Genomic DNA, 24,109 nt, shown 5'->3' with positions numbered 1-24,109 from the left:
CCCTCCCCGTTGTTCTGCCCGCAACCGGGCGTTGCCTCACGCTTCGGGCCGGAGCCTCGTCGGTGTTCCCGGCGCCTCGTGACATTCAAGGGCATGGCATTCCCGCTCGTTTCGTCCTGATCCGTCACAATGCGATCCATGACCGGCGGTACGCAGCGCTCAGTGAAGGATCCGGCAGAACCGGCGCCCGGCCGCGGGCGCCCCCGGGCGCGCCGACGGCGCATCCGCTTCGCCGCCCTGGCCGCGCTGGCCGCCCTGCTGCTGCCCGCCGGCTGCTCCTCCTCGGAGGGCTTCGACGGGGACAAACCGCGCTCCCTGAAGGAAGCGATCCGGATCGTCCCGCACGACGGCGCACGCGGCGTACGGGCCGGCGGGCGCTTCGAGGTGGAGGTGCGCACCGGGCACCTGGAGCGTGTCGAGGTCGTGCGCACCGGGGACGCGGGCCGGCAGCGGGTGGCCGGCCGGATCTCACCGGACGGCCGGGTCTGGCGCCCGGCACCGGGCGGGCTCGCCCCCGGTGTGCGCTACACCGTCGACGTGGTGGCCCGCGACGACGCCGGCCACCGCGCCGTCCGGCACGTCACCTTCACCACGTCCGTGCCCCCCGGCGCGTTCGTGGGCGTCTTCCACCCCGAGGACCGCACCACCGTCGGCGCCGGCCTGATCGTCTCGCTGGAGTTCAGCCGGCCGATCGCCGACCGGGCGGCCGTCCAGCGCGCCATCAGTGTCACCGCCCGCCCGTCCGTCGAGATCGCCCCCCACTGGTTCGGCAACCGGAGGCTGGACTTCCGTCCCCGTAAGCACTGGCGGTCCGGCACCGATATCGCCGTCCGGCTGCGGCTGCGCGGGATCCGGGGCGGGCCGCACACGTACGGCATCCAGAGCAAGACGGTCCATTACCACGTCGGCCGCGACCAGACCGCCACCGTGGACGCCGCCCGGCACACCCTGACGGTGCGCCGCAACGGCCGGGTGCTGGCCACCTACCCCGTCACCGCGGGCGACGCCAAGAACCCCACCTACAACGGCACGATGGTGATCCTGGAACGCCGTACGGTGACCCGGATGAACGGGCACACCGTCGGCTTCGGCGGCGCCTACGACATCAAGGACGTCCCGCACGCGATGCGGCTGACCCGGTCCGGGACCTTTGTGCACGGCAACTACTGGGCGGGGGCCCGGGTCTTCGGCACCCGCAACACCAGCCACGGCTGTGTCGGCCTCAGGGACACCAGGGGCGGCGGCCGTGGGACCCCGGCCGACCGGCTCTTCCGACAGTCGATCGTCGGCGACATCGTGCAGGTGCGCCACTCCCGGGGCCGGGGCCCGGCAGGCACCGTCGCTCCGGACAACGGGCTCGGCGGCTGGAACATGACGTGGCAGCAGTGGAAGCGGGGCAGCGCGCTGCGCTGATCTCCGCCCTCGCCCGCGCGCACTTGGGACTGAACGGTGACCTCGGCGGGGAGTTCACTGTCAGTGCGATGTGGTTGTCTGACGACAGGCGCGCGGTGCGTGCGCGCGCGGGAGACCGCAGGTCCGCGCGGGGGCGACGAGGGGAAAAGGGGCCAGGAGTGACAGTGCAGCCGATTGCGGGGGAGCCGGCTCGCCGGCGGCGGCCACACGGGAGCGGCGGTGTGCTGGCACTGCTGCTCGGCTCGATGCTGCTGCTGGTGACCGCGTGCGGTGGTGACGAAGCCGACGGCGGGAAGGCGTCCGGGAAGGCGGGGAGCGACCGGGCCGCCTCGCAGGCCGCGGTGACGATCGCGCCCAAGGACGGCGCGGACGGCGTCGCCACCAGCGGTGCGCTGGCGGTGACCGCCAAGAAGGGCAGGCTGAAGTCCGTCAAGGTCACCGACCCGAAGGGCAATGAGGTGGCCGGGAAGATATCCGGCGGCGGTGCGTCGTGGCGGCCCAGCGGCCATCTGGGCGCCTCGACGGAGTACACCGTCGACGCGGTGGCGGTGGACGCCAAGGGCCGCGAGGCCGCCGAGCACGCGAAGTTCACCACCCTCGTCCCCAAGAACACCTTCATAGGCCAGTACACCCCCGAGAACGGCCGGCAGGTCGGCGTCGGGATGCCGGTCTCGATCCGCTTCAGTCGCGGTATCACCCACCCCGAGGCCGTCCAGGACGCCATCAAGGTCACCGCCGAGCCGTCGGTGCCGATAGCGGGCCACTGGTTCGGCAACGACCGCCTCGACCTCCGCCCCGAGAAGTACTGGGCGGCGGGCACCAGGGTCACCGTCCGCCTCGACCTCGACGGCGTCGAGGGCCGCCCCGGTGTCTACGGCACCCAGGCCAAGACGGTCGCGTTCACCATCGGCCGCAGCCAGGTGAGCACCGTCGACGCCGGGACGAAGATGATGACCGTGGTCCGCGACGGCAAGAAGATCAAGACCATTCCGATCACCTCCGGCGCGCCGGGCACCGAGACGTACAACGGCCAGATGGTGATCAGCGAGAAGCATCCGGTGACGCGGATGAACGGCGACACCGTCGGCTTCGGCGGCCAGTACGACATCAAGGACGTCCCGCACGCGATGCGGCTGAGCACGTCCGGCACCTTCATCCACGGCAACTACTGGTCCGGCCGGGACGCCTTCGGCACCCGCAACGCCAGCCACGGCTGTGTGGGCCTGTTCGACGAGCGCGGCGGCGGGGACCCGTCGACCCCGGCGGCGTGGTTCTTCGACCACTCCCGGATCGGCGATGTGGTGATCGTCAAGAACGCGCACGACGAAACGATCCAGCCGGACAACGGCTTCGGTGACTGGAACCTCTCCTGGGAGAAGTGGAAGGCGGGGCGCCGGCCGCGGACCGGGCTGTGACCCAGGGCACTGTGCCCCGGTGCACCGGGCGCCGCGCCGTTAACGGCGACTAACCTTCCCCCATGACTGTGAACCTCGAGGTCGCCGACCGCGTCGGCACCATCCGCCTGGACCGCCCGCCGATGAACGCGCTGGACATCGCCACCCAGGACCGGCTCCGCGAACTGGCCGCGGAGGCCGCCGGCCGCGACGATGTGCGCGCCGTGGTGATCTGGGGCGGCGAGAAGGTGTTCGCGGCCGGTGCGGACATCAAGGAGATGCAGGCCATGGACCACCCGGCCATGGTCGCCCGCTCCAAGCACCTTCAGGATGCGTTCACCGCCGTCGCCCGCATCCCCAAGCCGGTGGTCGCCGCGGTCAACGGCTATGCGCTGGGCGGCGGCTGCGAGCTGGCGCTGTGCGCCGACTTCCGGATCGCGGCCGACAACGCCAAGCTCGGCCAGCCCGAGATCCTGCTCGGCCTGATCCCGGGCGCCGGCGGCACCCAGCGGCTGGCCCGCCTGGTGGGCCCGTCCAAGGCCAAGGACCTGATCTTCACCGGGCGCCATGTGAAGGCCGATGAGGCGCTGGCCCTCGGGCTGGTCGACCGGGTGGTGCCGGCCGCCGAGGTCTACGAGCAGGCGCACGCCTGGGCGGCCCGGCTCGCGGCGGGGCCGGCGATGGCGCTGCGGGCCGCCAAGGAGTCCGTCGACGCGGGCCTGGAGACGGATATCGACACCGGTCTGGCCATCGAACGCAACTGGTTCGCGGGCCTCTTCGCCACCGAGGACCGGGAGACCGGAATGCGCAGCTTTGTCGAGGAGGGGCCGGGCAAGGCCACCTTCCGCTGAAACGGCCGGGGCTGACGGGGCGCATGGTGCCTGGCCGGGACCCGATGCCTCGTGTGGGCGAATTGCGGAAAACTTAATCCGGACTTAAGGGCACCTTGTCCACGGCCGGACCGCTTCGCCCGACGGCCGTTCAGCCGCGGCGCGTTGACGCAGGTCAGCCCGTAGGTGGCGGCGGCCCGGCTGCCGTTGGCATATGTCGCGCCGGGTGGAGGAATCGACGATTCCGGTCATGGGATTCCGTTGGTTCCTCCACCCCGACCGCCAAGTAGCGGCCATGATGGGAGACATGGCGGGCCTCGAAGGTATGGAGCAGCCGCGGCCGGAAAGCGACCCGGCCGCCGCGGGCTGGGGGACCCCGGACGGGGACGCGGACACGGCGGTGCCGAGGCAGGCGACCGGACCGGCCCGCCCGCTGTCCGGGCTCGATCTCGTCGGCGACCCCACCCTGGACGAGGTACGGCTGCCCTCGCGCCCCCAGTCCGCCCGGATCGCCCGCCGGCTGACCGGCTGCGCCCTGCTCAAACAGTGGTCCCTGACCCCGCAGCTCGCCGAGCACGCCGTCCTGCTCGTCTCGGAACTGGTCGGCAACGCCGTACGCCACACCGGCGCCCGCTCCTTCGGACTGCGGATGCTGCGCCGCCGTGGCTGGATCCGTATCGAGGTGCGTGACCCGTCCCGCGGGCTGCCCTGTCTGATGCCGGTGCACGAGCTGGACACCAGCGGCCGTGGCCTCTTCCTCGTCGACAAGCTCTCCGACCGCTGGGGCGTCGATCTGCTGCCGCGCGGCAAGACGACCTGGTTCGAGATGCGGGTCGGTGACCGCTGATACGGGGCCAGGGTCTGTCCGATGGATGGGCCCACGCCGGCCCGTCGGACGGACCCCGGGGCCCCGGGCGAGGCGGCGGGCGGCCGGCGGTCCGTAGGATGGGACGTTCACGCTCGCGCCAGGAACGCCGGAGGAGGGACATGTCCGGGCAGCTATCCGCGCACCGGCTGCGCCGGTCGCCGGCGATGCTCCTGCTGCTCCTCCTGGCGGTCGCCTTCGGCCCGATGCTGTGCCGGATCGGCGGCGACCAGGCAGGACCGGCGGCCCGCCCGGCGACGGCGTCCGCCCCGTCCGCGGCCACCGCCCCGTCCGCCGCAACCGCCGCAACCGCGGCATCCGGTGCGTCCGGGCCGTCGGCGCCGTCCGTCCACCGCCCGGCCGCTGCGACCCCCGCGGTCGCCGACGCCGGGGGAAAGCGCTGCTCGAAGGGCCACGCCCCGGCGTCCGACGAATCCGCCCCGCTGCCCTCGCCGCACCGCGCCGAACCCCTGGCCCCCGCCACCACGGGCCCCGCCCCGCTCTGTACCGACCCCGCCGCCCAGTGGGCCCTCGCCCGCCCGCCGACCGGCGCCGTCCGCACCACCGACCCCACCGCGCTCCTGCCCGTACTGCGGATTTAGGCCCTTCTGACGGATCTCCGCGGCGTCGCGCCGTCCGGCACGCCCTCTCGCCGCACCGCACGAAAGCCCAAGTAGCGCCTCCCCCACGCTCGGCTCCGCTCGCGCGGGGACACCCCCATCGAGGACTTCCGCGCGGCACTCCCCCAGCCTTCGGCCGGGGGGACCCCCAGAGCACGCACCGGACGCCGCTCCTTCTCCCACGGAGATCCACCAGAAGGGCCCTGGGCTCTTCTGCCGCGTCGCCGGCCGGCGCACCCGGCCTCAGATCCCCGCCGCACGCCTCCCTGCGCAGGCGTGGGCACCCGTACGCACCACTGGAGCTTTCGCATGCCCAAGTCCGCACCGCCCGCATCAGCCGTCACCCCCGCCCGCAAACTGGCCGCCGTCGGCGCGGTCATCGCCCTGGTCGTGGCCGTCCTCGCGGTCGCCGTCGCGGTCGGCAAGGCCGTCGAGAGCGGCGACCGCACCGGCGAGCCCGAGGCGGCGGCCTCGGTGCACACCGAGGAGGACCCGGCGCAGCAGAAGGCGTTCGACGACCTGGCCCGGCGCGCCAGCCGTCGCGAGGCCGGCGATCCGCTGGCCGTCGGCAGGAAGGACGCCCCGGTGGTCCTGGTCGAATACGCCGACTACCAGTGCTCGTTCTGCGGCCGCTTCGCCCGCGAGACCCAGCCCGAGCTGATCAAGAAGTTCGTGGACGCGGGCACCCTGCGCATCGAGTTCCGCAACTTCACCCTCTTCGGCGATGCCTCCGAGCGCGCCGCCCGCGCCTCCTGGGCCGCGGGCCGTCAGGGCAGGTTCTGGCAGCTGCACGATGCGCTGTACGCCACGACCCGCAAGGGCGATGCGCTGGCCGAGGGCAAGCTGGTGGACCTGGCGCGGCAGAGCGGCGTGCCGGACCTGGAGAAGTTCCGTACGGACATGAGCAGTGCGGCCGCCAAGCGCGCCCTGAAGCGCGACCAGGACGAGGGCTACCAGATAGGCGTGCAGTCCACCCCGTCGTTCCTGATCAACGGGCGGCCGGTGTCGGGCGCCCAGCCCACCGACGTCTTCGCGCAGGCGGTCAAGGACGCCGCGGCACGGGCCCACAAGGCGGCCGCCGAATGACCGACATCGGATTCCTCGCGGCGTTCCTGGGCGGCGCGCTCGCCCTGCTCAGCCCGTGCAGCGCGCTGTTGCTGCCGGCCTTCTTCGCCTATTCGCTGGCCCACCCCGGCCGGCTGCTGGCCCGTACCGGGGTCTTCTATCTGGGGCTGGCCACCACGCTGGTCCCGCTCGGCGCGGCCAGCACCGCGGTCAGCCGGCTCTTCAACGGCCACCGCGATCTGCTGATCACCCTCGGGGGCTGGGCCGTCATCGCCATGGGCCTCGCCCAGATCCTGGGCCTGGGCTTCGCCTCCCGGCGCGCCCAGGCCGCCGCGGCCAGGATCACCCCGCGCTCGGCCGTCTCCACCTTTCTGCTCGGCTGCGTCTACGGCCTCGCGGGCTTCTGCGCGGGCCCGATCCTGGGCGCGGTGCTGACGGTGACGGCGGTCAGCGGCTCGCCGCTGTACGGCGCCGCGATGCTCGCCGTCTACGCGCTGGGCATGGCCCTGCCGCTGTTCGTGCTGGCGCTGCTGTGGGACCGCTTCCGCCTGGGCACCCGCACCTGGCTGCGCGGCCGCGAGATCACCCTCGGCAGGCTGCGGCTGCACACCACATCCCTGCTGTCCGGTGCCTTCTTCCTCGGCATCGGCGTCCTCTTCCTGCGCTTCCGGGGGACCAGTTCGCTGCCCGGCATCCTCGACGCGGACGACGAATTCGGCCTGGAGGAGTGGGCGGCGAAGATCGGCAACGGCGTACCCGACGCCGTTCTGATCGCGGTGGCCGCGCTGGTCGTGGCAGCCGTACTGGGCCGGATCGCCCTGCGGCCGGGCAAGAAGGCGGACGGCGGCAAGGAATAGCCCTGCCGAGGGGCGGCCCGGCCGGCGGACGGCCGGGCCGCCGCCCTACGCCGTCTGCCGCGGCCGCCCGTGCAGCTTCAGATGCGGGCGGCGCGGGCGCAGATGCGGATGCGGGTGGTGGGCGTCGGCCCGGCGCCGGCGGTCGTTGCACAGCAGGCATTTGCCGTAACCCGGCGGAAGCGGATCCTCCCGGTCGCCGTACAGGGGGTCGACGGCGCCGTGCGGATGCTCGGCGCAGCCGGTCGGGCCCGTTTCGGCGCCCAGCGCGTCGGCGACGCTCAGGGCGCGCCGCAGGACGTCGACGAGCCGGGCGGCGTCGTGCCGGGTCGGGGCCTGCTGGAGAGTGGAGGCGAGGTCGGAGGCGGTGGTCAGCGCGGTCTGGAGTTCGCGCAGCTCTGCGTAACCCATGCCTTGGAGCGTAGGTGCCCCCACTGACAGTTGATCTTGAGATCGCACTTCACGGCTTCCCATGACCGTATGCATGCCCGTCCGGGCCCACGGCCCGGCACCGCAGCGGTGACCGTAGCCTGGACGGGCGATGACGGTTATGTCCGAGGGGCCCCGGCGCCTCAGGGGGCGATCGGCAGTTCCCGCTTGTGGGCGGTCAGGCGGTAGCGGCGCACGATCGCCTCGAAGGCGCGCTCGTCGACCGGCTGCCCCTCCAGGAAGTCGTCGATCTGGTCGTAGCTCACGCCGAGCGCGTCCTCGTCGGGCTTGCCCGGATCCAGCGTCTCCAGATCGGCCGTCGGGACCTTCCACACCAGCTCCGCCGGGGCGCCCAGGGCCTGCCCCACGGCGCGCACCCGGCGCTTGGTCAGACCGGTGAGCGGGACGACATCGGCCGCGCCGTCGCCGAACTTGGTGAAGAAGCCGGAGACCGCCTCGGCCGCGTGGTCGGTGCCCACGACCAGGCCGTCATGGGCACCGGCGACCGCATACTGCGCGATCATGCGCTGCCGGGCCTTGATGTTGCCCTGCACGAAGTCCTGGTGACGGGCATCACGGAAGACCACACCGGAGTCCACCGCCGCCGCCAGCGCCGCATCGCTCGCCGGCCGGATGTCGACGGTCAGCTCCTTGTCGGCGCGGATGAACTCCAGCGCCCGCTGGGCGTCCTTCTCGTCCGCCTGGACGCCGTAGGGCAGCCGCATCGCGAAGAACGTCGCCTCGTGGCCGGCGGCCCGGGCCCGCTCCACGGCGAGCTGGCACAGCCGGCCCGTGGTCGTCGAGTCGATCCCCCCGCTGATGCCCAGGACCAGCGACCGCAGCCCCGTGGACGTCAGCCGCTGCGTGAGGAAACTCACCCGGCGCTCGATCTCCCGCTCCGCCTCGAAGGACGCGCTCACCTGGAGATCCCGGGCGATCTCCTCCTGAAGGGCCTTGGCCGCCGGGTCACTCACGGCTGCTCCTTGGGTCTCGTACGTGCGCCGGTGGCGCGCGTGGTGCCGGTCGTACGCATGCCGTACGACGCCGTACGGAACCATGCCGGAGGAATTATGCCGGGTGCGCCCATTTCTTGAGCTCGGCCCTGCTCCCGAAGGCGGCGACGTCCTTGTCCAGGGGGCTGTCGGTGTACTGGTGGATCCGCCACTTCGCCTTGATCCGCGGATGGCCGGCGGTGACGTAGTCGGCGATCCACAGTCCGTCCGCGGCATAGGACGTGGTGTCGTGGTGGAGCCAGAAATCGCGGTTGCAGTAGAGCATCACGCGATGTGTGGGCCGCAGCCTCTTGACCTCCCGCAGAAACTGGTCCTTCTGCGCATTGCTCGCATGCGTCCCCGCGCCGGTGCTCTCCCAGTCGGCGGCCAGGAGGTCGCCGTGCACCGAGGCGCACTTCTCGACGAAGTACTCGGCCTGCGCGGTGATGTTCCCCGGCCACAGGAAGTGGTAGAAGCCGACCACACAGCCCGCCTCACGGGCCCTCGCCGCCTGCGCCGACTGGTTCGGATTGATGTAGGAGCGGCCCTCGGTGGCCTTCACGAAGACGAAGTCCAGCCCCTTGGTGGAAAACGAGGAGTTGTACGAACTGACATCGACACCATGCAGCATGCGCGGCCTCCTGCCGATCGGACCTGCCGTGTGAACCGCCATCCCGGCGTCATGGGCATCAACTGCCGAACTGCCGGACAGGTTCCAGCAGTTCAGCACCTTTACGGTCCGGGACGCCAGATTGCGGCACCGAAGTTCCCTGCGGCGACGGAGCGATGGCCCGGCGGCGGGCCGGTGCGGCCGCTCAGCCCGCCGCGCCGACCGTACGCTTCAGCCGCCGCAGCCCGCCCCGCACCAGCCCGCCCAGACGCCGCCGGGCGCCGCCCAGTGCACGCCGCAGCGCCCGGCTGTGCCGGGTGCCCCGCAGCTGTGCGAAGAGGTCGCGGTAGCGGTCGGCGATCGGCTCGGGGTCGTAGCGGCGGGCGCTCTCCAGCGCGGCCGCCGCCATCTGCCGGCGCCGCGCGGGATCCTCGATCAGCTCCAGCAGCCCGCCGGCCAGCGCCCGACCGTCACCGGGCGGCACCAGCAGCCCGTCGTGGCCGCTGTCGATGATCTCGGCCGGGCCCAGCGGGCAGTCGGTGCTGACGACCGGTACGCCGCAGCGCATCGCCTCGACGAGGGTCATCCCGAACGACTCGGCGTCCGAGGCCGACGCCACGATCGACGCCTTGGCGAACTCCGCCTCTATCGGCGAGACCGGCCCGGTCAGCTCGGCCCGCCCGGTGAGCCCGAGCCCGTCGATCAGCCCCTGGAGCGCCTCCCGCTCGGCGCCGCCGCCGTGGATCCGCAGCCGCCACTCGGGGTGCTTGGCGGCGACCGCGGAGAACGCCTCTATCAGCAGGTCGAAGCGTTTGCCGCGGACCAGCCGGCCGGCCGCGGCGATCAGCGGCGCATCGCCGTCGGAGGGCGTCCGGTCGGGTGCGGGCACGATGTTGGGCACGGCCAGCACGCGGACGCCCGGCAGCGGCATCCGCCTGCGGTAGACCGCGGCATCCGCCTCGGTGGTGGTGACCAGGGCGTCCAGGTGCCGGTAGTGGCGGGCGAGCTCGGCCCGCAGCCGCTTGGCGTGCGCATCGTGGCGCAGATGCTCCTGGGCGATCCGCAGGGCCCGGCGCGGCCCGAAGCGGGCGAGATAGACATTGATCCCCGGCCGCGTCCCGATCAGCACCTCGGCATCGGTCGTGCGCAGGAACTCCGCGACCCGGACGTCGATCAGCCGGCTGTACTGATGGTGCCGCTTCTCCGCGGCGGGAAAGTCGCGGGCCGGTTCGGCGAAGAGCGGATCGGCCATGTCGTCGCTGCCGACCCGGGTGTCCACCAGGGGCACCAGGCGCACCCGCGGGTCCAGGGTGAACCGTGGGACCTCGCGGTGCCGCATCATCGAGACGATCTCCACCTCGTGGTGCGCGGCGAGGGCCGCGGCGAGGTTGAAGGTCGTGCGGACGGTGCCGCCGATGGCGTACGCGTTGTGCAGCAGCAGGGTGATCTTCATCCGGAGTCTTCCCATGGCCCTTTTCCGGCGGGGCCATCGCCGTTGCCGGGCGGTCCGGCACCGGGCCCACGGTTCCCGCAAGGGGTAAGCCGGCGGCGTGCTCATGGTGAGAGTCCGGAGTGGTGGCGGTGAGAGCCCGGTAAGAACCCCGGGTGAGAGCCCGGTAAGAAAGCCGCCTCCCGGCTGCCCGCCCTCCGTCGCCCCGCCGTGACCTTGGCATGCTTGCCGGGTGACCCATTTGGTACTGCTCGCCGAGGACGACCGCCCCATCCGCACCGCGCTGGAGCGGGCGCTGACCCTGGAGGGCTACCGCGTCATCGCCGTCGCCGACGGCATCCAGGCGCTGGCCGCCGCCCACCGCGAGCGGCCGGATGTGATCCTGCTGGACGTGATGATGCCGGGCATCGACGGTCTCCAGGTCTGCCAGGTGCTGCGCGCCGAGGCGGACCGCACCCCGGTCCTGATGCTCACCGCCCGCGTGGAGACCGCCGACCGGATCGCCGGTCTGGACGCCGGCGCGGACGACTATGTCGTCAAGCCCTTCGAGGTCGAGGAGGTCTTCGCCCGGCTGCGGGCGCTGCTGCGCCGCACCGCCCCGGTGGCCGGCGACGGCGGTGCGGAGGGCGACCGGGACGGTGAGGGGCAGCAGGACGCGACCGCGGACGCCGGCGTCGTCGAAGCGGCGGACCTGCGGATCGACGGCCCCTCACGGCGGGCCTGGCGCGGCGACCGCGAGCTGGAGCTGACCCGTACCGAGTTCGAACTGCTGGAGCTCCTTGCCCGCAATGCCGGAATCGTGCTGGATCACTCCACGATCTACGACCGCATCTGGGGCTACGACTTCGGCCCCGGCTCCAAGAACCTCGCGGTCTACGTCGGCTATCTGCGCCGCAAGGTCGATGTGCCCGGCAGCCGCCCGCTGATCCACACCGTGCGGGGCGTCGGCTACGTCCTCAGGGAGGACTGAGATGCCCGGGTCCGGCGGCCGCCGGACCGCCGCCGGTGTGCGCCGCCTGGTGGCCCGGCTGCGCGCCTGGCTGCGCACCCGTAAACCGGCCAGTCTGCGCACCACCTTCGCGCTCGCCTTCGCAGCCGGGGCCGCCGCGGTGACCGTCCTGGTCGGCTTCCTGAGCTACGACGCCGCGGCCCGGCTGGTGCGGGTGGACGAGAAGTCGGTGTTCTCCGGGGTCGTGGGGGATCTGCGGACCCAGGTCCAGGAGCGGCCGTTCGGGCCCCGCGACTACCTGACCGCCGACCCCGACCACGACGGACCGCGCGACGAACTCACCCGTCCCACCCGCGTCGGCGTCCAGGTGCTGGGCGCCGACGGCCGCATCGTGGACCCGGGCCATCCGGTGCTGCCCGTCGGCTCCGCGGAGCGCACGATCGCCGGATACGGCGGGGCCGGACGGTACGCCGAGCGGGAGGCGACCGTGGGCGACGACGAGTACCACGTGGCGACCGTCGCGCTCGGCGGCGGGCGTGGCGCGGTGCAGGTCGCGCAGAAGTTCAGCGGGACCGAGGACCTGCTCGCCGAGCTCCAGCAGCGCACCGCCCTGCTTGCCGCCGTGGTGATCGCCTGCTCCGGGGCGGCCGGCTGGTGGCTGGCCCGCCGGATCACCGGCCGGCTGGTCCGGCTCACCTCCGTCGCCGAGAGCGTGGCCGAGGACGGGCGCCTGGACGTCCCGGTCCCGGTGGCGGGCCGCGACGAGGTCGCCCGGCTGGGGCGGGCCTTCGACGACATGCTCGGGCGGCTGGCCAGCTCCGTCGAGGACCAGCAGCGGCTCGTCCAGGACGCGGGCCACGAACTGCGCACCCCGCTGACCTCGCTGCGTACCAACATCTCACTGCTGCGGCGGTTCGAGGACCTGCCGCCCGAGGCCCGCGAGGAACTCCTGGCCGACCTGGCGGGCGAGGCCCGCGAACTGTCCGACCTGGTCAACGAGCTGGTCGGGCTCGCGGCCGGCCGCCGGGACGACGATCCGCTCGCCGATGTGCGCCTGGCCGACGTCGCCGAGAAGGCCGCCGCCTCCGCCCGCCGCCGAACCGGCCGCGACATCACCGTCCACACCGTCCGGCCCGCCGAGGTCGAGGGCCGCCCTGACGCCCTCCACCGCGCCCTGACCAACCTCCTGGAGAACGCCGCCAAATTCGACGCCGGCGGCACCGAACCCATCGAGGTCCATGTCACCGGCACCCGCATCGAGGTCCTGGACCGCGGCCCCGGCCTCGCCGCCTCCGACCTCACCCGGGTCTTCGACCGTTTCTACCGCGCCCCGGCGGCCCGCGGACTGCCGGGCTCGGGCCTGGGCCTGGCCATCGTCCGCGAAATCGCCGCCGCCCACGGGGGCCACGCCTTCGCCGCCCATCGGGCCGGGGGCGGTGCGGTGCTCGGCTTCACCGTGGGCCGCGGGCCGGGCCACGATCCGGCCGGGGCCCGCTGACCCCGCTCACCAGCGACCCCGCTCACCAGCGCTTCTGCGCCTGCGCGGCCTCCACCGACTGATGCAGATCGGCCGCGGCGTCCAGTGCGGCCGCCGCCGAGAACGCCACACAGCACAGCAGTGCCGCACCGACCAGGCGGCGGCCGGCCCGCCGCGGACGGGCCGGCGGCCGCCCGGGGGTGAGCAGCGCGGCGACCCGGCGGGGGACCGGTCCGGCGGTGGCGGCGAGGGCGACGCCGGGACGGTGGGCCCCGGGGCGGGAGGCCAGGGCCGCGCGTCCGATGGCGCGGGCCGTCAGGGCCCGGTCGCCCACCTCGGCGGCGGCACATTCGTCGGCCCAGCGCTCCAGCGCGTACGCCAGGGGCGCGCGCAGCCCGCGCAGCAGCGGGTGGCAGGCCGCGGCCAGCGTGGCGGTGAGCAGGAAGAGGTGGTGGCGCCCGGCCAGATGGGCCCGCTCGTGCGCGAAGAGCGCCTCGCGTTCGGCCGGGGCCAGGGCGCGCAGCATCCCCGCGGTCACCACGATCCGGCCCGGCCGGCCCGGCCGGCCCGGCAGCGCGAAGGCGTCGGGCCCGGCATCGGGCAGGACGCACAGATCACCGGCCGCGGCATGGGCCGCGACGGCGCGGCGGGCGGTGCGCAGATCGGCGCGGTGGGCCAGCGCGCGGCGGCCGGCCACGAGCGCGCACCCGGCCAGCAGGGCGCCCGCGGCGCAGCCCACCGGGACGGTCACGTCCGGATCGGTGCCGGGCAGCGGCAGCACCAGATGCCCGAGCGCGGCGACGGCGGGCAGCCGCAGCGCCCCGGCGGCGGCCAGCACCCCCAGCGCCGCGGTCGCACAGGCGGCCAGCGCGGCGGCACAGCCGGCCAGCAGCCAGGCGGCGGCGCGCGGCGGCAGCCAGGCCGCGAGCCGCCGGGCGGCCGGTACGGCGAGCAGCGGCATCAGCAGCGGGATCCAGACGGCGACCATCACGGGGCGGCCCCGTCCCCGCCGTCCGCGGCGGCCCCGTCCCCGCCGTCCGCGGCGGCCCCGTCCCCGCCGTCCGCGGCGGCCCCGGAGCCGCTCTCCCTCCCCCAGCTAACGCTGGGAGGTGCCCCCAGCCCGTCCACCTCGTCCAGCAAGGAGCGCAGCAGCCGCTCGTCCTCGCTGGTCAGCTGCGAGACGAAACGGGCCAGCGCGGTACCCCGGTCGTCCTGCTTGTCCAGTTCGCTGCGCATCCGGCGCGCGGTCAGCCCGGCCGAGTCCTGTATCGGCGAGTACGCATAGCCCCGCCCCGCCCGGGTGCGCGTCACTGCCCCCTTGCCGTGCAGCCGGGTGAGGATCGTCGTGACGGTCGTACGGGCCAGCCGCCCGCCCAGTGCGCCCTGCACCTCGGCGGGGCTCAGCGGACCCGCGGCCGCCCACAGCGCGGCCAGTACACCGGCCTCCAGCTCGCCGGCGGGGCGCCGGGGCGCGGGTGGTGACCCGGGGGCCTGTGGTGTGTGAGGTGTCTCCGGCATGGAACGCCCTTCACCCTGTCGTCGTCTACAGTTTCGTAGACCGATACCGTCTACGTGACTGTAGTCGCTCGGTCCGGCCGCATGAGCCGCTCCCGTGAATCCACCCGCACCCGGTCCCGTGACCGCTGCCCGGTGCGCGCCCGTTCCGCCCTCCGCCGCCAAGGAGAATCCCCATGCACGACCTCGCCCTGGGCGGAGCCTCGATAGACGGCGGGCTGTACACCTGGATCACCGGACTGGCCCAGCGAGCCCCGCACGCGTGGAACACCGTCATCTCCTACGGGACCGACTACGGCCTGGGCCTCTTCGCCGTGCTGATGCTGCTCGCCTGGTGGCACGCCCGCCGCGGCGAGGCCCGCCGGATGGCCCTGGTGCTGGCCACCCCGGTGGTGGTGGTCGCCGCCTACCTGGCCAACGACGTGATCAAGTCCCTTTTCGACGAACAGCGCCCCTGCCGGACGCTGCACACCGTCACCGTCGAAGCCTGCCCCGGCATCGGTGACTGGTCCTTCCCCAGCAACCACTCCGCCGTCGCCGCGGCCGCCGCCGTCGCCCTGATCCTGTGCGGCAGCCGGCTCGGCCGGATCGCGGTCCCCGCCGCCCTCCTGATGGCGGCCTCCCGCGTCTGGGTCGGCGCCCACTACCCGCACGACGTCGTCGCCGGTCTGCTGACCGGAGCGCTGGTCGCCTGGGCGCTGATGCGCCTCGCCCACCGGGCGGCACCGGCCGTCGAACGGGTCCGTGCCACCCGGCTGCGCCCCCTGGTGGCAGTCCGGTGACCCCCGCGGGGCCGCACCGTCCGGGCCGCCTGCTCGCGCTGGCCGCCCTCACCGCAGCCCTGTTCGCCGCCGCGGCCGTCATCGTCGCCCTGCGCCACGGCACGCCCCTCGCCCCCGAACTCGCCGCCCACCACTGGGCCAGGACGCACCAGGGTGAACCGCTGCGTTCCCTCGCCCGCGCCCTCACCGCGACCGGCACCGGCCCCGTCCCGTACCTCATGGCGGTGCTCGCCGGTCTGCTGGCCGGATCCGACGTCTCCGGCCGGCTGCGCGCGGTGGCCGCCGCGGTGGCCGTCCTGGCCGTGGGCCAGTCGCTGCGCTACGGCCTGATGGAACTCCTCGCGCGCCCCCGCCCGCCCGTCGTCGACTGGGCCGGACACGCCTCCGACTACGCCTTCCCCTCGGGCCACGCCACCACCTCCGCCCTCGCGGCCGGCCTCCTGGCCTGGGGCATCGCCCGCCGCGCCCGCCCGGCGACGGCCCGCACCTGGTACGTCGTGCTCGCGCTGTGGGCCCTCGGCGTCGGCACCACCCGCGTCCTGCTGGGCGTCCACTGGCCCGGCGACGTCCTCGGCGGCTGGCTGCTGGCCGCCACCGTGCTGACCCTCGCCCTCCTGGCGGAGCCCGCCCTCCTCGGGCCCCCGGCCCGCCGCACGCCTCGCGACATCCACCACTCGCATGCCACGCGTCACGCACCACGCCATGACTAGCTGACGATAGGGCCAGTTCTTCGCCAAGCCGGCATGGACCGTCCCCCCGCCGAGCAGCACTGTCCTGGGCGCCGTCAGGCACCCGGCACAGCGATCACGGCACCACCAGGGGGACGCCATGAACCGACGACTCGATCACGCCCCGAACGCCGCGGCGGCCGCGGCCCCCAGGCCGCCCGCCCCCCGCCCCCGCTGCGCGGCCGCCGCCGCCGAGGACCCCACCCCGTGCGGGGGCCCGCACGACGCCGCCACCCTCATCGACCGCCACGGCCGCGAAATCCCGGGTTGCCTCCACCACTGCGCCCGCCTCCTGGCCACCCTCGACGGCGCCCGTGTCCACCCCTTCGTCCCCACGGCCCACGCCCTGGAGATCTACTACCGGGCCCGCGAACTCCCGCCGTTCGCCTGGGAGATCGGCCGATAGCGAGGGTCCGCCACGGCGCTCCTGCGCAGGCGCCCGACGAAACTGCCTAGCCGGAGGCCGAGGCCGAGGCCGAGGCCGGGGTGGCCGGGGATGTCCGGAACGCCACGGTCGGCCCGTAGGAGCCGTCCTCCTCGTCGCTCACCTCGACGGTGATGTCCCGGCCGGGGTAGCGCGCGGACAGGACTCCCTGCCAGCACTCCCCCAGAGCCAGCGCGAGGTGGGGCAGTTCCTCCCCGAGCCGATCGTCGCCCGTCAAAGGGGTGTTGCTGAAAACGTCCCACAACTCGACGTGGTTGACGACGAGTTCGATACGGCGCCGATCGTCCTCCAGGTTCGTGAACCAGTCGTCGACAGTGCCCTGATGGAAGCGCTCCTTGAGGAACACGCAACCGCGGTACTCGACCGTCTCGGGGCAGAACAGCCACGCCGCGGCCAGGACGAAACGCAGACCGCCCTCGAAGTCCAGGTAGTGGTACGGGGAGAGCTCCTCGTCCTTCCAGTCGTTTCGCCATTGCCTGAAGAACGCCGGCAGCTCGCGCCGGGACCACGCCGGTTCACTGCTGCTCACGAGAGCTCCCAGGGGATTGCAGGGACAGGCCACCCCGTGGGCAGGAAAGGCCCTGACCGCGCCGAAAGAATCGAACGCGCTGGTCAGGGCCTACCACAGGCCTACGCTCTCAGCACTCGATGATGTTGACCGCGAGCCCGCCGCGCGCCGTCTCCTTGTACTTGACGCTCATGTCGGCGCCGGTCTCCTTCATGGTCTTGATGACCTTGTCGAGGGAGACGTGGTGGCGGCCGTCGCCGCGCAGGGCCATGCGGGCGGCGGTGACGGCCTTGGCGGAGGCCATGCCGTTGCGTTCGATGCAGGGGATCTGGACGAGGCCGCCGACCGGGTCGCAGGTCAGGCCCAGGTTGTGTTCCATGCCGATCTCGGCGGCGTTCTCGACCTGCTCGGGGGAGCCGCCGAGCACCTCGGCCAGGCCGCCGGCGGCCATGGAGCAGGCCGAGCCGACCTCGCCCTGGCAGCCGACCTCGGCGCCGGAGATGGAGGCGTTCTCCTTGAAGAGCATGCCGATGGCGCCGGCGGCCAGCAGGAAGCGGACGACACCGTCCTCGTCGGCCCCGGGCACGAAGTTGACGTAGTAGTGCAGGACGGCGGGGATGATGCCGGCCGCGCCGTTGGTGGGGGCGGTCACCACCCGGCCGCCGGCCGCGTTCTCCTCGTTGACGGCCATGGCGTAGAGGGTGACCCATTCCATGGCGTGGGCGGCCGGGTTGCCCTCGGAGCGCAGGGCGCGGGCGGCGTTGGCGGCCCGGCGGCGGACCTTGAGCCCGCCCGGCAGGATGCCCTCGCGCGCCATCCCGCGCTCCACGCACCCCTGCATGACCCGCCAGATCTCCAGCAGCCCGGCCCGGATCTCCTCCTCCGTGCGCCACGCCTTCTCGTTCTCCAGCATCAGCGCGGAGATCGACAGGCCCGTCTCGTGGGACATGCGCAGCAGCTCGTCGCCGGTGCGGAAGGGGTGCGTCAGGACGGTGTCGTCGAGCTTGATGCGGTCCTCGCCCACCGCGTCCTCGTCGACGACGAAGCCGCCGCCGACGGAGTAGTAGGTCTTCTCCAGGAGGGGCGCGCCGTCGGCGTCGTAGGCGAAGAGGGTCATGCCGTTGGCGTGGTACGGCAGGGAGCGGCGGCGGTGCAGGATCAGCTCGCGGCTCTCGTCGAAGGCGATCTCGTGGGTGGCGCCTATTTCGGCGCCCAGCAGCCGCAGCCGGCCGGTGGTGCGGATGCGCTCGACCTCGTCGTCGGCGGTCTCCACGTCGACGGTGCGGGGGGAGTGGCCCTCCAGGCCGAGCAGTACGGCCTTGGGGGTGCCGTGGCCGTGGCCGGTGGCGCCGAGGGAGCCGAAGAGCTCGGCGCGTACCGAGGTCGTCTGGGCGAGCAGACCGTCCTTCTTCAGCCGGCCGACGAACATCCGGGCGGCGCGCATCGGGCCGACGGTGTGGGAGCTGGAGGGGCCGATGCCGATGGAGAAGAGGTCGAAGACGGAGATGGCCATGGCGGCGGACTCCCTTGTCTGCTCGGGGTGGGTGGTGGAGCGGTGAAGCGGGGGACGGGGCGGGGCGGGGTGGGCCCCGGTCGGCGGCAGGCACGTTTCTGCGTTTCTGTGCCGATTGTCGAGCGTAACCCGGATGGGGGCATGCGCCCATGGACGAGAGGCGTCGGGTGGCCGTCGTCACGGACAACGACGACGGTGACGGGCCAGGACGGCAGTCAGGACCACGGGGAGGGCGCGGAGGGCGGCACGCCAGGCGGCATACGGGCCGGGGCCGGGCCCGAGGGGGCCGGGAGGCCGGGAAGTGAGGCCGTCCCCGGGGCGCGCGGCGAGTGCGGTGCGGGTATCCGGGGCGCGTACGCGTACGGCCGCGGATACCCGCATCACGTCACAGCGACGGGTACAGCGGGTGCTTCTCGGCCAGGGCCGTCACACGGGCCTTGAGGGCGTCCGTGTCGTACGACGGCTTGAGGGCCTCGGCGATGATGTCGGCGACCTCGCGGAAGTCCTCGGCGGTGAAGCCGCGGGTGGCCAGGGCCGGGGTGCCGATGCGCAGACCCGAGGTGACCATCGGGGGCCGCGGGTCGTTCGGGATGGCGTTGCGGTTGACCGTGATGCCGACCTCGTGGAGGCGGTCCTCGGCCTGCTGCCCGTCCAGCTCGCTGTTGCGCAGGTCGACCAGGACGAGGTGGACGTCCGTGCCGCCGGACAGGACGGAGACGCCGACCTCGGTGACGTCCGGCTGGATCAGCCGCTCGGCGAGGATCCGGGCGCCGTCCAGGGTGCGCTGCTGGCGCTCCTTGAACTCCTCGGTCGCCGCGACCTTGAAGGAGACCGCCTTGGCCGCGATGACATGCTCCAGCGGGCCGCCCTGCTGACCCGGGAAGACCGCCGAGTTGATCTTCTTGGCGAGCTCCTGGGTGGAGAGGATGACGCCGCCGCGCGGGCCGCCCAGGGTCTTGTGGGTGGTGGTGGTCACCACGTGGGCGTGCGGGACGGGGGAGGGGTGCAGGCCCGCGGCCACCAGGCCGGCGAAGTGGGCCATGTCCACCATCAGGTACGCACCGACCTCGTCGGCGATCCGGCGGAAGGCGGCGAAGTCCAGCTGGCGCGGGTAGGCGGACCAGCCGGCCACGATCAGCTTGGGGCGGTGCTCCTTGGCCAGGCGCTCGACCTCTTCCATGTCGACCAGGTTGGTCTTCTCGTCGACGTGGTAGGGGACGACGTTGTACAGCTTGCCGCTGAAGTTGATCTTCATACCGTGGGTCAGGTGCCCGCCGTGCGCGAGGTTGAGACCCAGGATGGTGTCGCCCGGCTTGATCAGCGCGAACATCGCGGCGGCGTTGGCCTGCGCACCGGAGTGCGGCTGGACGTTGGCGGCCTCGGCGCCGAAGAGCGCCTTGATGCGGTCGATGGCGATCTGCTCGACGACGTCGACGTGCTCACAGCCGCCGTAGTAGCGGCGGCCGGGGTAGCCCTCGGCGTACTTGTTGGTCAGGACGGAGCCCTGGGCCTCCATGACGGCGACGGGGGCGAAGTTCTCCGACGCGATCATTTCGAGGGTGGACTGCTGGCGGTGGAGCTCGGCGTCGACGGCGGCGGCGACGTCGGGGTCGAGCTCATGGAGGGAGCTGTTGAGAAGAGACATGGAGTCTTCCTGGGGAGAGAGGTGCGGGCTTCAGCTCTGGATGAAGGCGGCGTACTCGTCGGCCGTCAGCAGCTCGCCCGGCTCGCCGCTGATCTTCACCTTGAACAGCCAACCGCCCTCGAAGGGGGCGGAGTTCACCAGCGAGGGGTCGGCCACGACGTCCTCGTTGACCGCGGTGATCTCGCCGTTGACGGGGGCGTAGAGATCGCTGACCGACTTGGTCGACTCCAGCTCACCGCAGGTCTCGCCCGCCGTGATCTCCGTGCCGACCTCGGGAAGGTCCACGTAGACCACGTCACCGAGCGCATTTGCGGCGTGCTCGGTGATACCGACCGTCGAGACGCCGTCCTCGGCGGCCGACAGCCACTCGTGCTCCTTGCTGTAGCGCAGCTGCTGGGGGTTGCTCATGGGTCGATTCTCCTGTACGCGAAAGGGTGATCGTGAAGGGGCCCCTGGAAGCCAAGGGGAGGGTCTTACGCAGTGAGACGGCGAGGGCGTGCGCCGCCGCCGGTCCGCCGCGGACGAACCGTTACTTCTGGCGCTTGTAGAAGGGCAGCGCGACGACCTCGTACGGCTCATGGGTTCCACGGATGTCCACCGCGACACCCTCGGTGCCCGGCGTGGCGTACGCCGCGTCCACATACGCGATGGCGATCGGCTTGCCGAGGGTGGGGGAGGGGGCCCCGGAGGTGACCTCGCCGATGACCGTGCCGTCGGCGGCGACGACCGGGTAGCCGGCCCGGGGGATCCGGCGGCCCTGGGCGATCAGGCCGACCAGCTTGCGCGGCGGGGCGGTCTCGGCGCGGGCGGCGGCCGCCTCCAGCGCGGTCCGGCCCACGAAGTCACCGTCGTTCGTCGTCTTCTCGAACTTCACGACCCGGCCCAGGCCCGCGTCGAACGGCGTGGTGGCGCGGGTCAGCTCGTGCCCGTACAGCGGCATCCCCGCCTCCAGGCGCAGCGTGTCGCGGCAGGAGAGGCCGCACGGGACCAGCCCGGCGTCCTTGCCGGCCTCGGTCAGCGCCTCCCAGAGGGTGACGGCGTGCTCGGGCCGGACGAACAGCTCGAAGCCGTCCTCGCCGGTGTAGCCGGTACGGGCGATCAGCGCGTCCACCCCGGCGACGGTGCCGGGCAGGCCCGCGTAGTACTTCAGGCCGTCCAGGTCGGCGTCCGTAAGGCGCTTGAGGATGCCGGGGGACTCCGGGCCCTGGACCGCGAGCAGTGCATAGGCGTCGCGGTCGTCGCGGACCGCGGCGTCGAAGCCCGCGGCGCGCTCGGTCAGCGCGTCCAGCACCACCTGGGCGTTGGAGGCATTGGCGACGACCATGTACTCCTGGTCGGCCAGACGGTAGACGATCAGGTCGTCGAGGATGCCGCCCTCGGCGTCGCAGATCATGGTGTAGCGGGCGCGGCCGGTCTTCACCCCGCCGATGTTGCCCACCAGCGCATGGTCGAGGAGGTCGGCGGCCTGCGCGCCGGTGACGGTGATCTCGCCCATGTGGGAGAGGTCGAAGAGGCCGGCACGGGTGCGGACCGCGACGTGCTCGTCGCGCTCGCTGCCGTAGCGCAGCGGCATGTCCCAGCCGGCGAAGTCGGTCATGGTCGCGCCGAGCGCGCGATGCGTGGCATCGAGTGCGGTGCGGCGGGGGGCATCAGTCATGGTTCTGGGCTCCCAGGCAGGGTGACAAAACTTGTCTCCCCATCTGTCATCGGAACCTGAGAGGTTCACCGGGATCCCGCGAACGGACCCGGTTTGCACCTTGGGTGGAGCCGCCCCTTCGGGCAGCGGCTCGCTTTTCAGATCTGCCTCGCCCGCGCGGTATAGGGGCCTGAGAGATTCAAGGGAGGACTTGCTCCTTCGGCGCCCCGCCGTGGCGGCCGGGGACTCTCCCGCGCGGATTCAAGCGGCCGGTATGCAGTTGGCCCGTGCGAGGACTGTGCCCGAGGGAACACAGGTGCGCACGTGGCGCCGACATCATTGCACGGGAATGCCGGATCGAGGAGGGGCGGCCGTCACGTGGTGCACGACCCGGGCGGATCCCACGAGCACCTTGATGCGCATTACCGTTTCTTGACACTCTGCGCGGGGGAGGGTGCCGCACCGGCGCCGAACCGGACCGGGAGGGGGCGATCACGGTGCACCGCGAAGCCGCAGGCATGACGACGACGGAGGTCGCCTCCCGGGAAACGGGAGTGGCCTCCCGTGACACCGGGGCCGCCTCCAGGGGAACGGGAGCCGCCGCCCGGCGCGCCGTACCGCGGACTTACGTACGGCCCGGCCGCGGCACCGATGTCGTCGACCTCAGGGACGGCGCCCGCCCCGCGGCCGGACTGCGCTTCCCGGCCGGCGATCTGGTGGTCGTCTCGGGGCTGCCCGGCGGCGGCAAGAGCACCCTGATGCACCGCATCGTGCCGGCGCTGGACGCCGGCGGCGGCGCGGTGCACCGCATCGACTCGCAGGACGTCCGCGAACGCTGGGAGCGCGGCAGGCTGCGCCGCCTGCCGTACGCCGTCTACCGGCCGCTGGTCCGCGTGGCCCACTATCTGGCGCTGCGCCGCGCGCTGCGCTCCGGCAGCAGCGTGGTGGTGCACGACTGCGGCACGCTCTCCTGGGTGCGGCGCTGGCTGGCGCTCTCGGCCCGGCGCGGCGGCCGCGGGCTGCATCTGGTGCTGCTGGACGTGCCGGCCGCGGTGGCGCGCTCGGGGCAGGCGGCGCGGGGGCGCGGGGTGTCGGAATACGCCTTCGCCCGGCACCGGCGTGCGGTCGGGCGGCTGGTCGGAGCGGCGGAAGCGGGGCGGCCGCCCCGGGGATTCGGCTCGGTGGTGCTGCTGGACCGCCGGTCGTCGGCGGCGCTGGAGACCCTCCGCTTCGGCTGACCGCCCGCAGCATCACCATCACGCCTGCCCCCGTAAGAAGCCCCAACCCACGGAAGGCGCCGGGTCGTAGCGGCGAAGCAGTGGAGACCCGGTGCTGCTGCCGTACGGCCCCGCGCGGCGGACGACAGCGCCGTGGCCGGCAAGGCGGGAAAGCCGACCACGTAGGGTTGAGGCCGAGCGCAGCGCACGGCGGAACGGGTGGATGCAGATGACTTTTCCGGAGCAGGGGAGCTACCCGCAGGGGGACATTCCGGGGCACGGGACCTATCCGGGGCATGGGGGCATTCCGGGGCACGGGGACTTCCCCGGCCAGGGGATACCCCAGCTGTCCTGGCCCGCGAACGAGCTCGAAGAGGTGCTTTCGGCCGCGGTCGGGCATCCGGGCGCGGGCGGCCGGATCGTGGAGGTCCTGGGCCGCAGCCGGCTGTGGGTCCCGCTGCCCAACGGCGGCGGACCGGACTCGGCGGGGCCCGGCACCCGCGGACTGGACCTGCCCACCGTCGACATCGAGGGCCTCGCCTACGTCCCCGTCTTCAGCTCCGAGCAGGAGTTCCTCCGGGTCGTCGGCTCGCATATGCCCTTCACCGTCGCCCCCGCCCGGGAGTTCGCCCGCGGACTGCCGCCGAACATGGGCATCGCGGTCAATCCGGACGGCGCCGTCGGCGTCCCGCTGCCGCCGCCCGCGGTGGCCGAACTGTGCCGGGCCGGGCGCGGGGAGGACGATGCCGCCCTGCCCAGCGGCGGCCGGGTGCGGCTGTTCGAACCGGACTGGCAGGACGAGCCGGTGGACTTTCTCGCCGCCGCCGGACTGGAGTTCTCCGCCGCCGGAATTGTCCTGACTGCCCGGCGTGCCCTGGCAAGTGTCGAGGGCGACACGCCCGCACTGTTCGTCGGTGTTCAGGTCGGGGCCGCGCCCGCCGCGCTCCAGGACGGCAGCGCCAGAGACGCGGTGCTCAACGCCCTGGGACGGGCGCTCGGTACGGTGCCGGTGCCCTGGCCCGTCCAGTTGGTGATGCTCGATATCGCCCAGGGTGACCCGGTCGCCGACTGGATGCTTGAGCGCGTGCGGCCCTTCTACGCGCGGGACCACTCGTAAGCTGGTGGGGCGACGGCGCGGGCGGACCCCCACGCGCCCGGCCACTAGGAAGGGA

The 24,109-nt window shown here is 73.1% G+C and carries 25 protein-coding genes and 2 riboswitches; of the genes, 14 read left to right on the top strand and 11 right to left on the bottom strand.

The genetic code is table 11. The features are described from left to right. Window positions 1–138: 138 nt before the first annotated feature. The 7 genes from SNA_RS32060 (at window position 139) to SNA_RS32030 (ending at window position 7,044) form a co-directional block, all read left to right on the top strand. Window positions 139–1,413, top strand: coding sequence for a L,D-transpeptidase (locus SNA_RS32060; RefSeq protein ID WP_078970347.1), 1,275 nt, complete (start codon window positions 139–141; stop codon window positions 1,411–1,413). 158 nt (window positions 1,414–1,571) lie between these two features. Further along, on the top strand, window positions 1,572–2,828 hold the full coding sequence (locus tag SNA_RS32055) for a L,D-transpeptidase (RefSeq protein WP_420823531.1): 1,257 nt from the start codon (window positions 1,572–1,574) through the stop codon (window positions 2,826–2,828). A 62-nt stretch (window positions 2,829–2,890) separates the two neighbouring features. Continuing rightward, complete coding sequence (locus SNA_RS32050) at window positions 2,891–3,658, top strand: enoyl-CoA hydratase/isomerase family protein (protein WP_044367932.1); 768 nt, start codon at window positions 2,891–2,893, stop codon at window positions 3,656–3,658. A 274-nt stretch (window positions 3,659–3,932) separates the two neighbouring features. Beyond that, window positions 3,933–4,484 (top strand): ATP-binding protein, encoded by a 552-nt coding sequence (locus SNA_RS32045; RefSeq protein WP_063753015.1) that lies wholly within the window; start codon window positions 3,933–3,935, stop codon window positions 4,482–4,484. 140 nt (window positions 4,485–4,624) lie between these two features. Further along, window positions 4,625–5,104 (top strand): hypothetical protein, encoded by a 480-nt coding sequence (locus SNA_RS32040; protein WP_030073650.1) that lies wholly within the window; start codon window positions 4,625–4,627, stop codon window positions 5,102–5,104. Between the two features lie 327 nt (window positions 5,105–5,431). After that, window positions 5,432–6,208 (top strand): DsbA family protein, encoded by a 777-nt coding sequence (locus SNA_RS32035; protein ID WP_030072188.1) that lies wholly within the window; start codon window positions 5,432–5,434, stop codon window positions 6,206–6,208. Beyond that, on the top strand, window positions 6,205–7,044 hold the full coding sequence (locus SNA_RS32030; RefSeq protein ID WP_030072190.1) for a cytochrome c biogenesis CcdA family protein: 840 nt from the start codon (window positions 6,205–6,207) through the stop codon (window positions 7,042–7,044). Before SNA_RS32035 ends, SNA_RS32030 begins: the two co-directional genes overlap by 4 nt. Window positions 7,045–7,089: 45 nt before the next feature. Here SNA_RS32030 and SNA_RS32025 read toward each other — a convergent pair whose 3' ends face one another. From SNA_RS32025 to SNA_RS32010, 4 genes are all read right to left on the bottom strand, one after another. Continuing rightward, window positions 7,090–7,452, bottom strand: a complete 363-nt coding sequence (locus SNA_RS32025; protein ID WP_044367930.1) for a hypothetical protein — start codon at window positions 7,450–7,452, stop codon at window positions 7,090–7,092. 161 nt (window positions 7,453–7,613) lie between these two features. Further along, complete coding sequence (nadE, locus tag SNA_RS32020) at window positions 7,614–8,444, bottom strand: ammonia-dependent NAD(+) synthetase (RefSeq protein ID WP_030072194.1); 831 nt, start codon at window positions 8,442–8,444, stop codon at window positions 7,614–7,616. A 94-nt stretch (window positions 8,445–8,538) separates the two neighbouring features. Beyond that, window positions 8,539–9,093, bottom strand: coding sequence for a GH25 family lysozyme (locus tag SNA_RS32015; protein ID WP_030072196.1), 555 nt, complete (start codon window positions 9,091–9,093; stop codon window positions 8,539–8,541). A gap of 184 nt (window positions 9,094–9,277) precedes the next feature. Then, on the bottom strand, window positions 9,278–10,525 hold the full coding sequence (locus SNA_RS32010) for a glycosyltransferase family 4 protein (protein WP_044367929.1): 1,248 nt from the start codon (window positions 10,523–10,525) through the stop codon (window positions 9,278–9,280). A gap of 229 nt (window positions 10,526–10,754) precedes the next feature. Here SNA_RS32010 and SNA_RS32005 point away from each other — a divergent pair, with 229 nt between their 5' ends. Together SNA_RS32005 and SNA_RS32000 are read left to right on the top strand one after the other, a co-directional pair. Next, complete coding sequence (locus SNA_RS32005; protein ID WP_030072200.1) at window positions 10,755–11,492, top strand: response regulator transcription factor; 738 nt, start codon at window positions 10,755–10,757, stop codon at window positions 11,490–11,492. Window position 11,493: 1 nt separating this feature from the next. Then, window positions 11,494–12,969 carry a HAMP domain-containing sensor histidine kinase gene (locus SNA_RS32000; protein ID WP_030072202.1) on the top strand — a complete coding sequence of 492 codons (1,476 nt, stop codon included), beginning with the start codon at window positions 11,494–11,496 and terminating at the stop codon, window positions 12,967–12,969. A gap of 22 nt (window positions 12,970–12,991) precedes the next feature. On the opposite strand, the gene SNA_RS31995 is transcribed toward SNA_RS32000, so the two are convergent. Together SNA_RS31995 and SNA_RS31990 are read right to left on the bottom strand one after the other, a co-directional pair. After that, complete coding sequence (locus SNA_RS31995; RefSeq protein ID WP_198535169.1) at window positions 12,992–13,939, bottom strand: M56 family metallopeptidase; 948 nt, start codon at window positions 13,937–13,939, stop codon at window positions 12,992–12,994. After that, complete coding sequence (locus tag SNA_RS31990) at window positions 13,936–14,466, bottom strand: BlaI/MecI/CopY family transcriptional regulator (protein WP_078970346.1); 531 nt, start codon at window positions 14,464–14,466, stop codon at window positions 13,936–13,938. The genes SNA_RS31995 and SNA_RS31990 overlap by 4 nt, the downstream gene beginning before the upstream one ends. A 173-nt stretch (window positions 14,467–14,639) precedes the next feature. On the opposite strand from SNA_RS31990, the gene SNA_RS31985 reads away from it, so the two are divergent. From SNA_RS31985 to SNA_RS31975, 3 genes are all read left to right on the top strand, one after another. Beyond that, window positions 14,640–15,245 (top strand): phosphatase PAP2 family protein, encoded by a 606-nt coding sequence (locus SNA_RS31985; protein ID WP_030072207.1) that lies wholly within the window; start codon window positions 14,640–14,642, stop codon window positions 15,243–15,245. Next, complete coding sequence (locus SNA_RS44875; RefSeq protein WP_044367927.1) at window positions 15,242–15,955, top strand: phosphatase PAP2 family protein; 714 nt, start codon at window positions 15,242–15,244, stop codon at window positions 15,953–15,955. Before SNA_RS31985 ends, SNA_RS44875 begins: the two co-directional genes overlap by 4 nt. A 118-nt stretch (window positions 15,956–16,073) precedes the next feature. Next, complete coding sequence (locus tag SNA_RS31975; protein ID WP_044367925.1) at window positions 16,074–16,379, top strand: hypothetical protein; 306 nt, start codon at window positions 16,074–16,076, stop codon at window positions 16,377–16,379. Between the two features lie 46 nt (window positions 16,380–16,425). On the opposite strand, the gene SNA_RS31970 is transcribed toward SNA_RS31975, so the two are convergent. The 5 genes from SNA_RS31970 to gcvT form a co-directional block, all read right to left on the bottom strand. Beyond that, window positions 16,426–16,947: a hypothetical protein gene (locus SNA_RS31970; RefSeq protein WP_030072212.1), complete on the bottom strand. Its 522-nt coding sequence runs from the start codon at window positions 16,945–16,947 to the stop codon at window positions 16,426–16,428. Between the two features lie 109 nt (window positions 16,948–17,056). Continuing rightward, the gene (locus SNA_RS31965; protein WP_030072214.1) at window positions 17,057–18,439 is read right to left on the bottom strand and encodes an L-serine ammonia-lyase; all 1,383 of its coding nucleotides are present in this window, start codon (window positions 18,437–18,439) and stop codon (window positions 17,057–17,059) included. A 385-nt stretch (window positions 18,440–18,824) separates the two neighbouring features. Next, window positions 18,825–20,084, bottom strand: a complete 1,260-nt coding sequence (gene glyA / locus SNA_RS31960; protein WP_044367924.1) for a serine hydroxymethyltransferase — start codon at window positions 20,082–20,084, stop codon at window positions 18,825–18,827. 30 nt (window positions 20,085–20,114) lie between these two features. Further along, window positions 20,115–20,492 carry a glycine cleavage system protein GcvH gene (gene gcvH, locus SNA_RS31955; RefSeq protein ID WP_030072216.1) on the bottom strand — a complete coding sequence of 126 codons (378 nt, stop codon included), beginning with the start codon at window positions 20,490–20,492 and terminating at the stop codon, window positions 20,115–20,117. Between the two features lie 121 nt (window positions 20,493–20,613). Beyond that, window positions 20,614–21,741 (bottom strand): glycine cleavage system aminomethyltransferase GcvT, encoded by a 1,128-nt coding sequence (gene gcvT / locus SNA_RS31950; protein WP_030072219.1) that lies wholly within the window; start codon window positions 21,739–21,741, stop codon window positions 20,614–20,616. A 33-nt stretch (window positions 21,742–21,774) separates the two neighbouring features. Next, a riboswitch (glycine riboswitch) is annotated at window positions 21,775–21,888 on the bottom strand. Next, a riboswitch (glycine riboswitch) is annotated at window positions 21,889–21,984 on the bottom strand. 254 nt (window positions 21,985–22,238) lie between these two features. On the opposite strand from gcvT, the gene SNA_RS31945 reads away from it, so the two are divergent. Both SNA_RS31945 and SNA_RS31940 read left to right on the top strand, forming a co-directional pair. Continuing rightward, window positions 22,239–22,958 (top strand): AAA family ATPase, encoded by a 720-nt coding sequence (locus SNA_RS31945; RefSeq protein ID WP_044367923.1) that lies wholly within the window; start codon window positions 22,239–22,241, stop codon window positions 22,956–22,958. Window positions 22,959–23,166: 208 nt separating this feature from the next. Continuing rightward, entirely contained in the window at window positions 23,167–24,054 is an 888-nt protein-coding gene (locus SNA_RS31940; protein WP_420823539.1) for an enhanced serine sensitivity protein SseB, read from the top strand. Window positions 24,055–24,109 lie beyond the last annotated feature (55 nt).

The organism is Streptomyces natalensis ATCC 27448 (assembly GCF_000935125.1).
Taxonomy (GTDB): Bacteria; Actinomycetota; Actinomycetes; order Streptomycetales; family Streptomycetaceae; genus Streptomyces; species Streptomyces natalensis.
Note: the sequence above shows the minus strand (reverse complement) of the source record. Positions and strands in the feature narration are given on the sequence as shown.

Excerpts from the sequence above, each read along its gene's own strand:
- SNA_RS32060 (WP_078970347.1), top strand. The coding sequence starts at position 139 with ATGACCGGCGGTACGCAGCGCTCAGTGAAGGATCCGGCAGAACCGGCG.
- SNA_RS32050 (WP_044367932.1), top strand. The coding sequence starts at position 2,891 with ATGACTGTGAACCTCGAGGTCGCCGACCGCGTCGGCACCATCCGCCTG.
- SNA_RS32045 (WP_063753015.1), top strand. The coding sequence starts at position 3,933 with ATGATGGGAGACATGGCGGGCCTCGAAGGTATGGAGCAGCCGCGGCCG.
- SNA_RS32040 (WP_030073650.1), top strand. The coding sequence starts at position 4,625 with ATGTCCGGGCAGCTATCCGCGCACCGGCTGCGCCGGTCGCCGGCGATG.
- SNA_RS32035 (WP_030072188.1), top strand. The coding sequence starts at position 5,432 with ATGCCCAAGTCCGCACCGCCCGCATCAGCCGTCACCCCCGCCCGCAAA.
- SNA_RS32030 (WP_030072190.1), top strand. The coding sequence starts at position 6,205 with ATGACCGACATCGGATTCCTCGCGGCGTTCCTGGGCGGCGCGCTCGCC.
- SNA_RS32025 (WP_044367930.1), bottom strand. The coding sequence starts at position 7,452 with ATGGGTTACGCAGAGCTGCGCGAACTCCAGACCGCGCTGACCACCGCC.
- SNA_RS32015 (WP_030072196.1), bottom strand. The coding sequence starts at position 9,093 with ATGCTGCATGGTGTCGATGTCAGTTCGTACAACTCCTCGTTTTCCACC.
- SNA_RS32010 (WP_044367929.1), bottom strand. The coding sequence starts at position 10,525 with ATGAAGATCACCCTGCTGCTGCACAACGCGTACGCCATCGGCGGCACC.
- SNA_RS32000 (WP_030072202.1), top strand. The coding sequence starts at position 11,494 with ATGCCCGGGTCCGGCGGCCGCCGGACCGCCGCCGGTGTGCGCCGCCTG.
- SNA_RS31990 (WP_078970346.1), bottom strand. The coding sequence starts at position 14,466 with ATGCCGGAGACACCTCACACACCACAGGCCCCCGGGTCACCACCCGCG.
- SNA_RS31985 (WP_030072207.1), top strand. The coding sequence starts at position 14,640 with ATGCACGACCTCGCCCTGGGCGGAGCCTCGATAGACGGCGGGCTGTAC.
- SNA_RS31975 (WP_044367925.1), top strand. The coding sequence starts at position 16,074 with ATGAACCGACGACTCGATCACGCCCCGAACGCCGCGGCGGCCGCGGCC.
- SNA_RS31965 (WP_030072214.1), bottom strand. The coding sequence starts at position 18,439 with ATGGCCATCTCCGTCTTCGACCTCTTCTCCATCGGCATCGGCCCCTCC.
- glyA (WP_044367924.1), bottom strand. The coding sequence starts at position 20,084 with ATGTCTCTTCTCAACAGCTCCCTCCATGAGCTCGACCCCGACGTCGCC.
- gcvH (WP_030072216.1), bottom strand. The coding sequence starts at position 20,492 with ATGAGCAACCCCCAGCAGCTGCGCTACAGCAAGGAGCACGAGTGGCTG.
- gcvT (WP_030072219.1), bottom strand. The coding sequence starts at position 21,741 with ATGACTGATGCCCCCCGCCGCACCGCACTCGATGCCACGCATCGCGCG.
- SNA_RS31945 (WP_044367923.1), top strand. The coding sequence starts at position 22,239 with ATGACGACGACGGAGGTCGCCTCCCGGGAAACGGGAGTGGCCTCCCGT.
- SNA_RS31940 (WP_420823539.1), top strand. The coding sequence starts at position 23,167 with ATGACTTTTCCGGAGCAGGGGAGCTACCCGCAGGGGGACATTCCGGGG.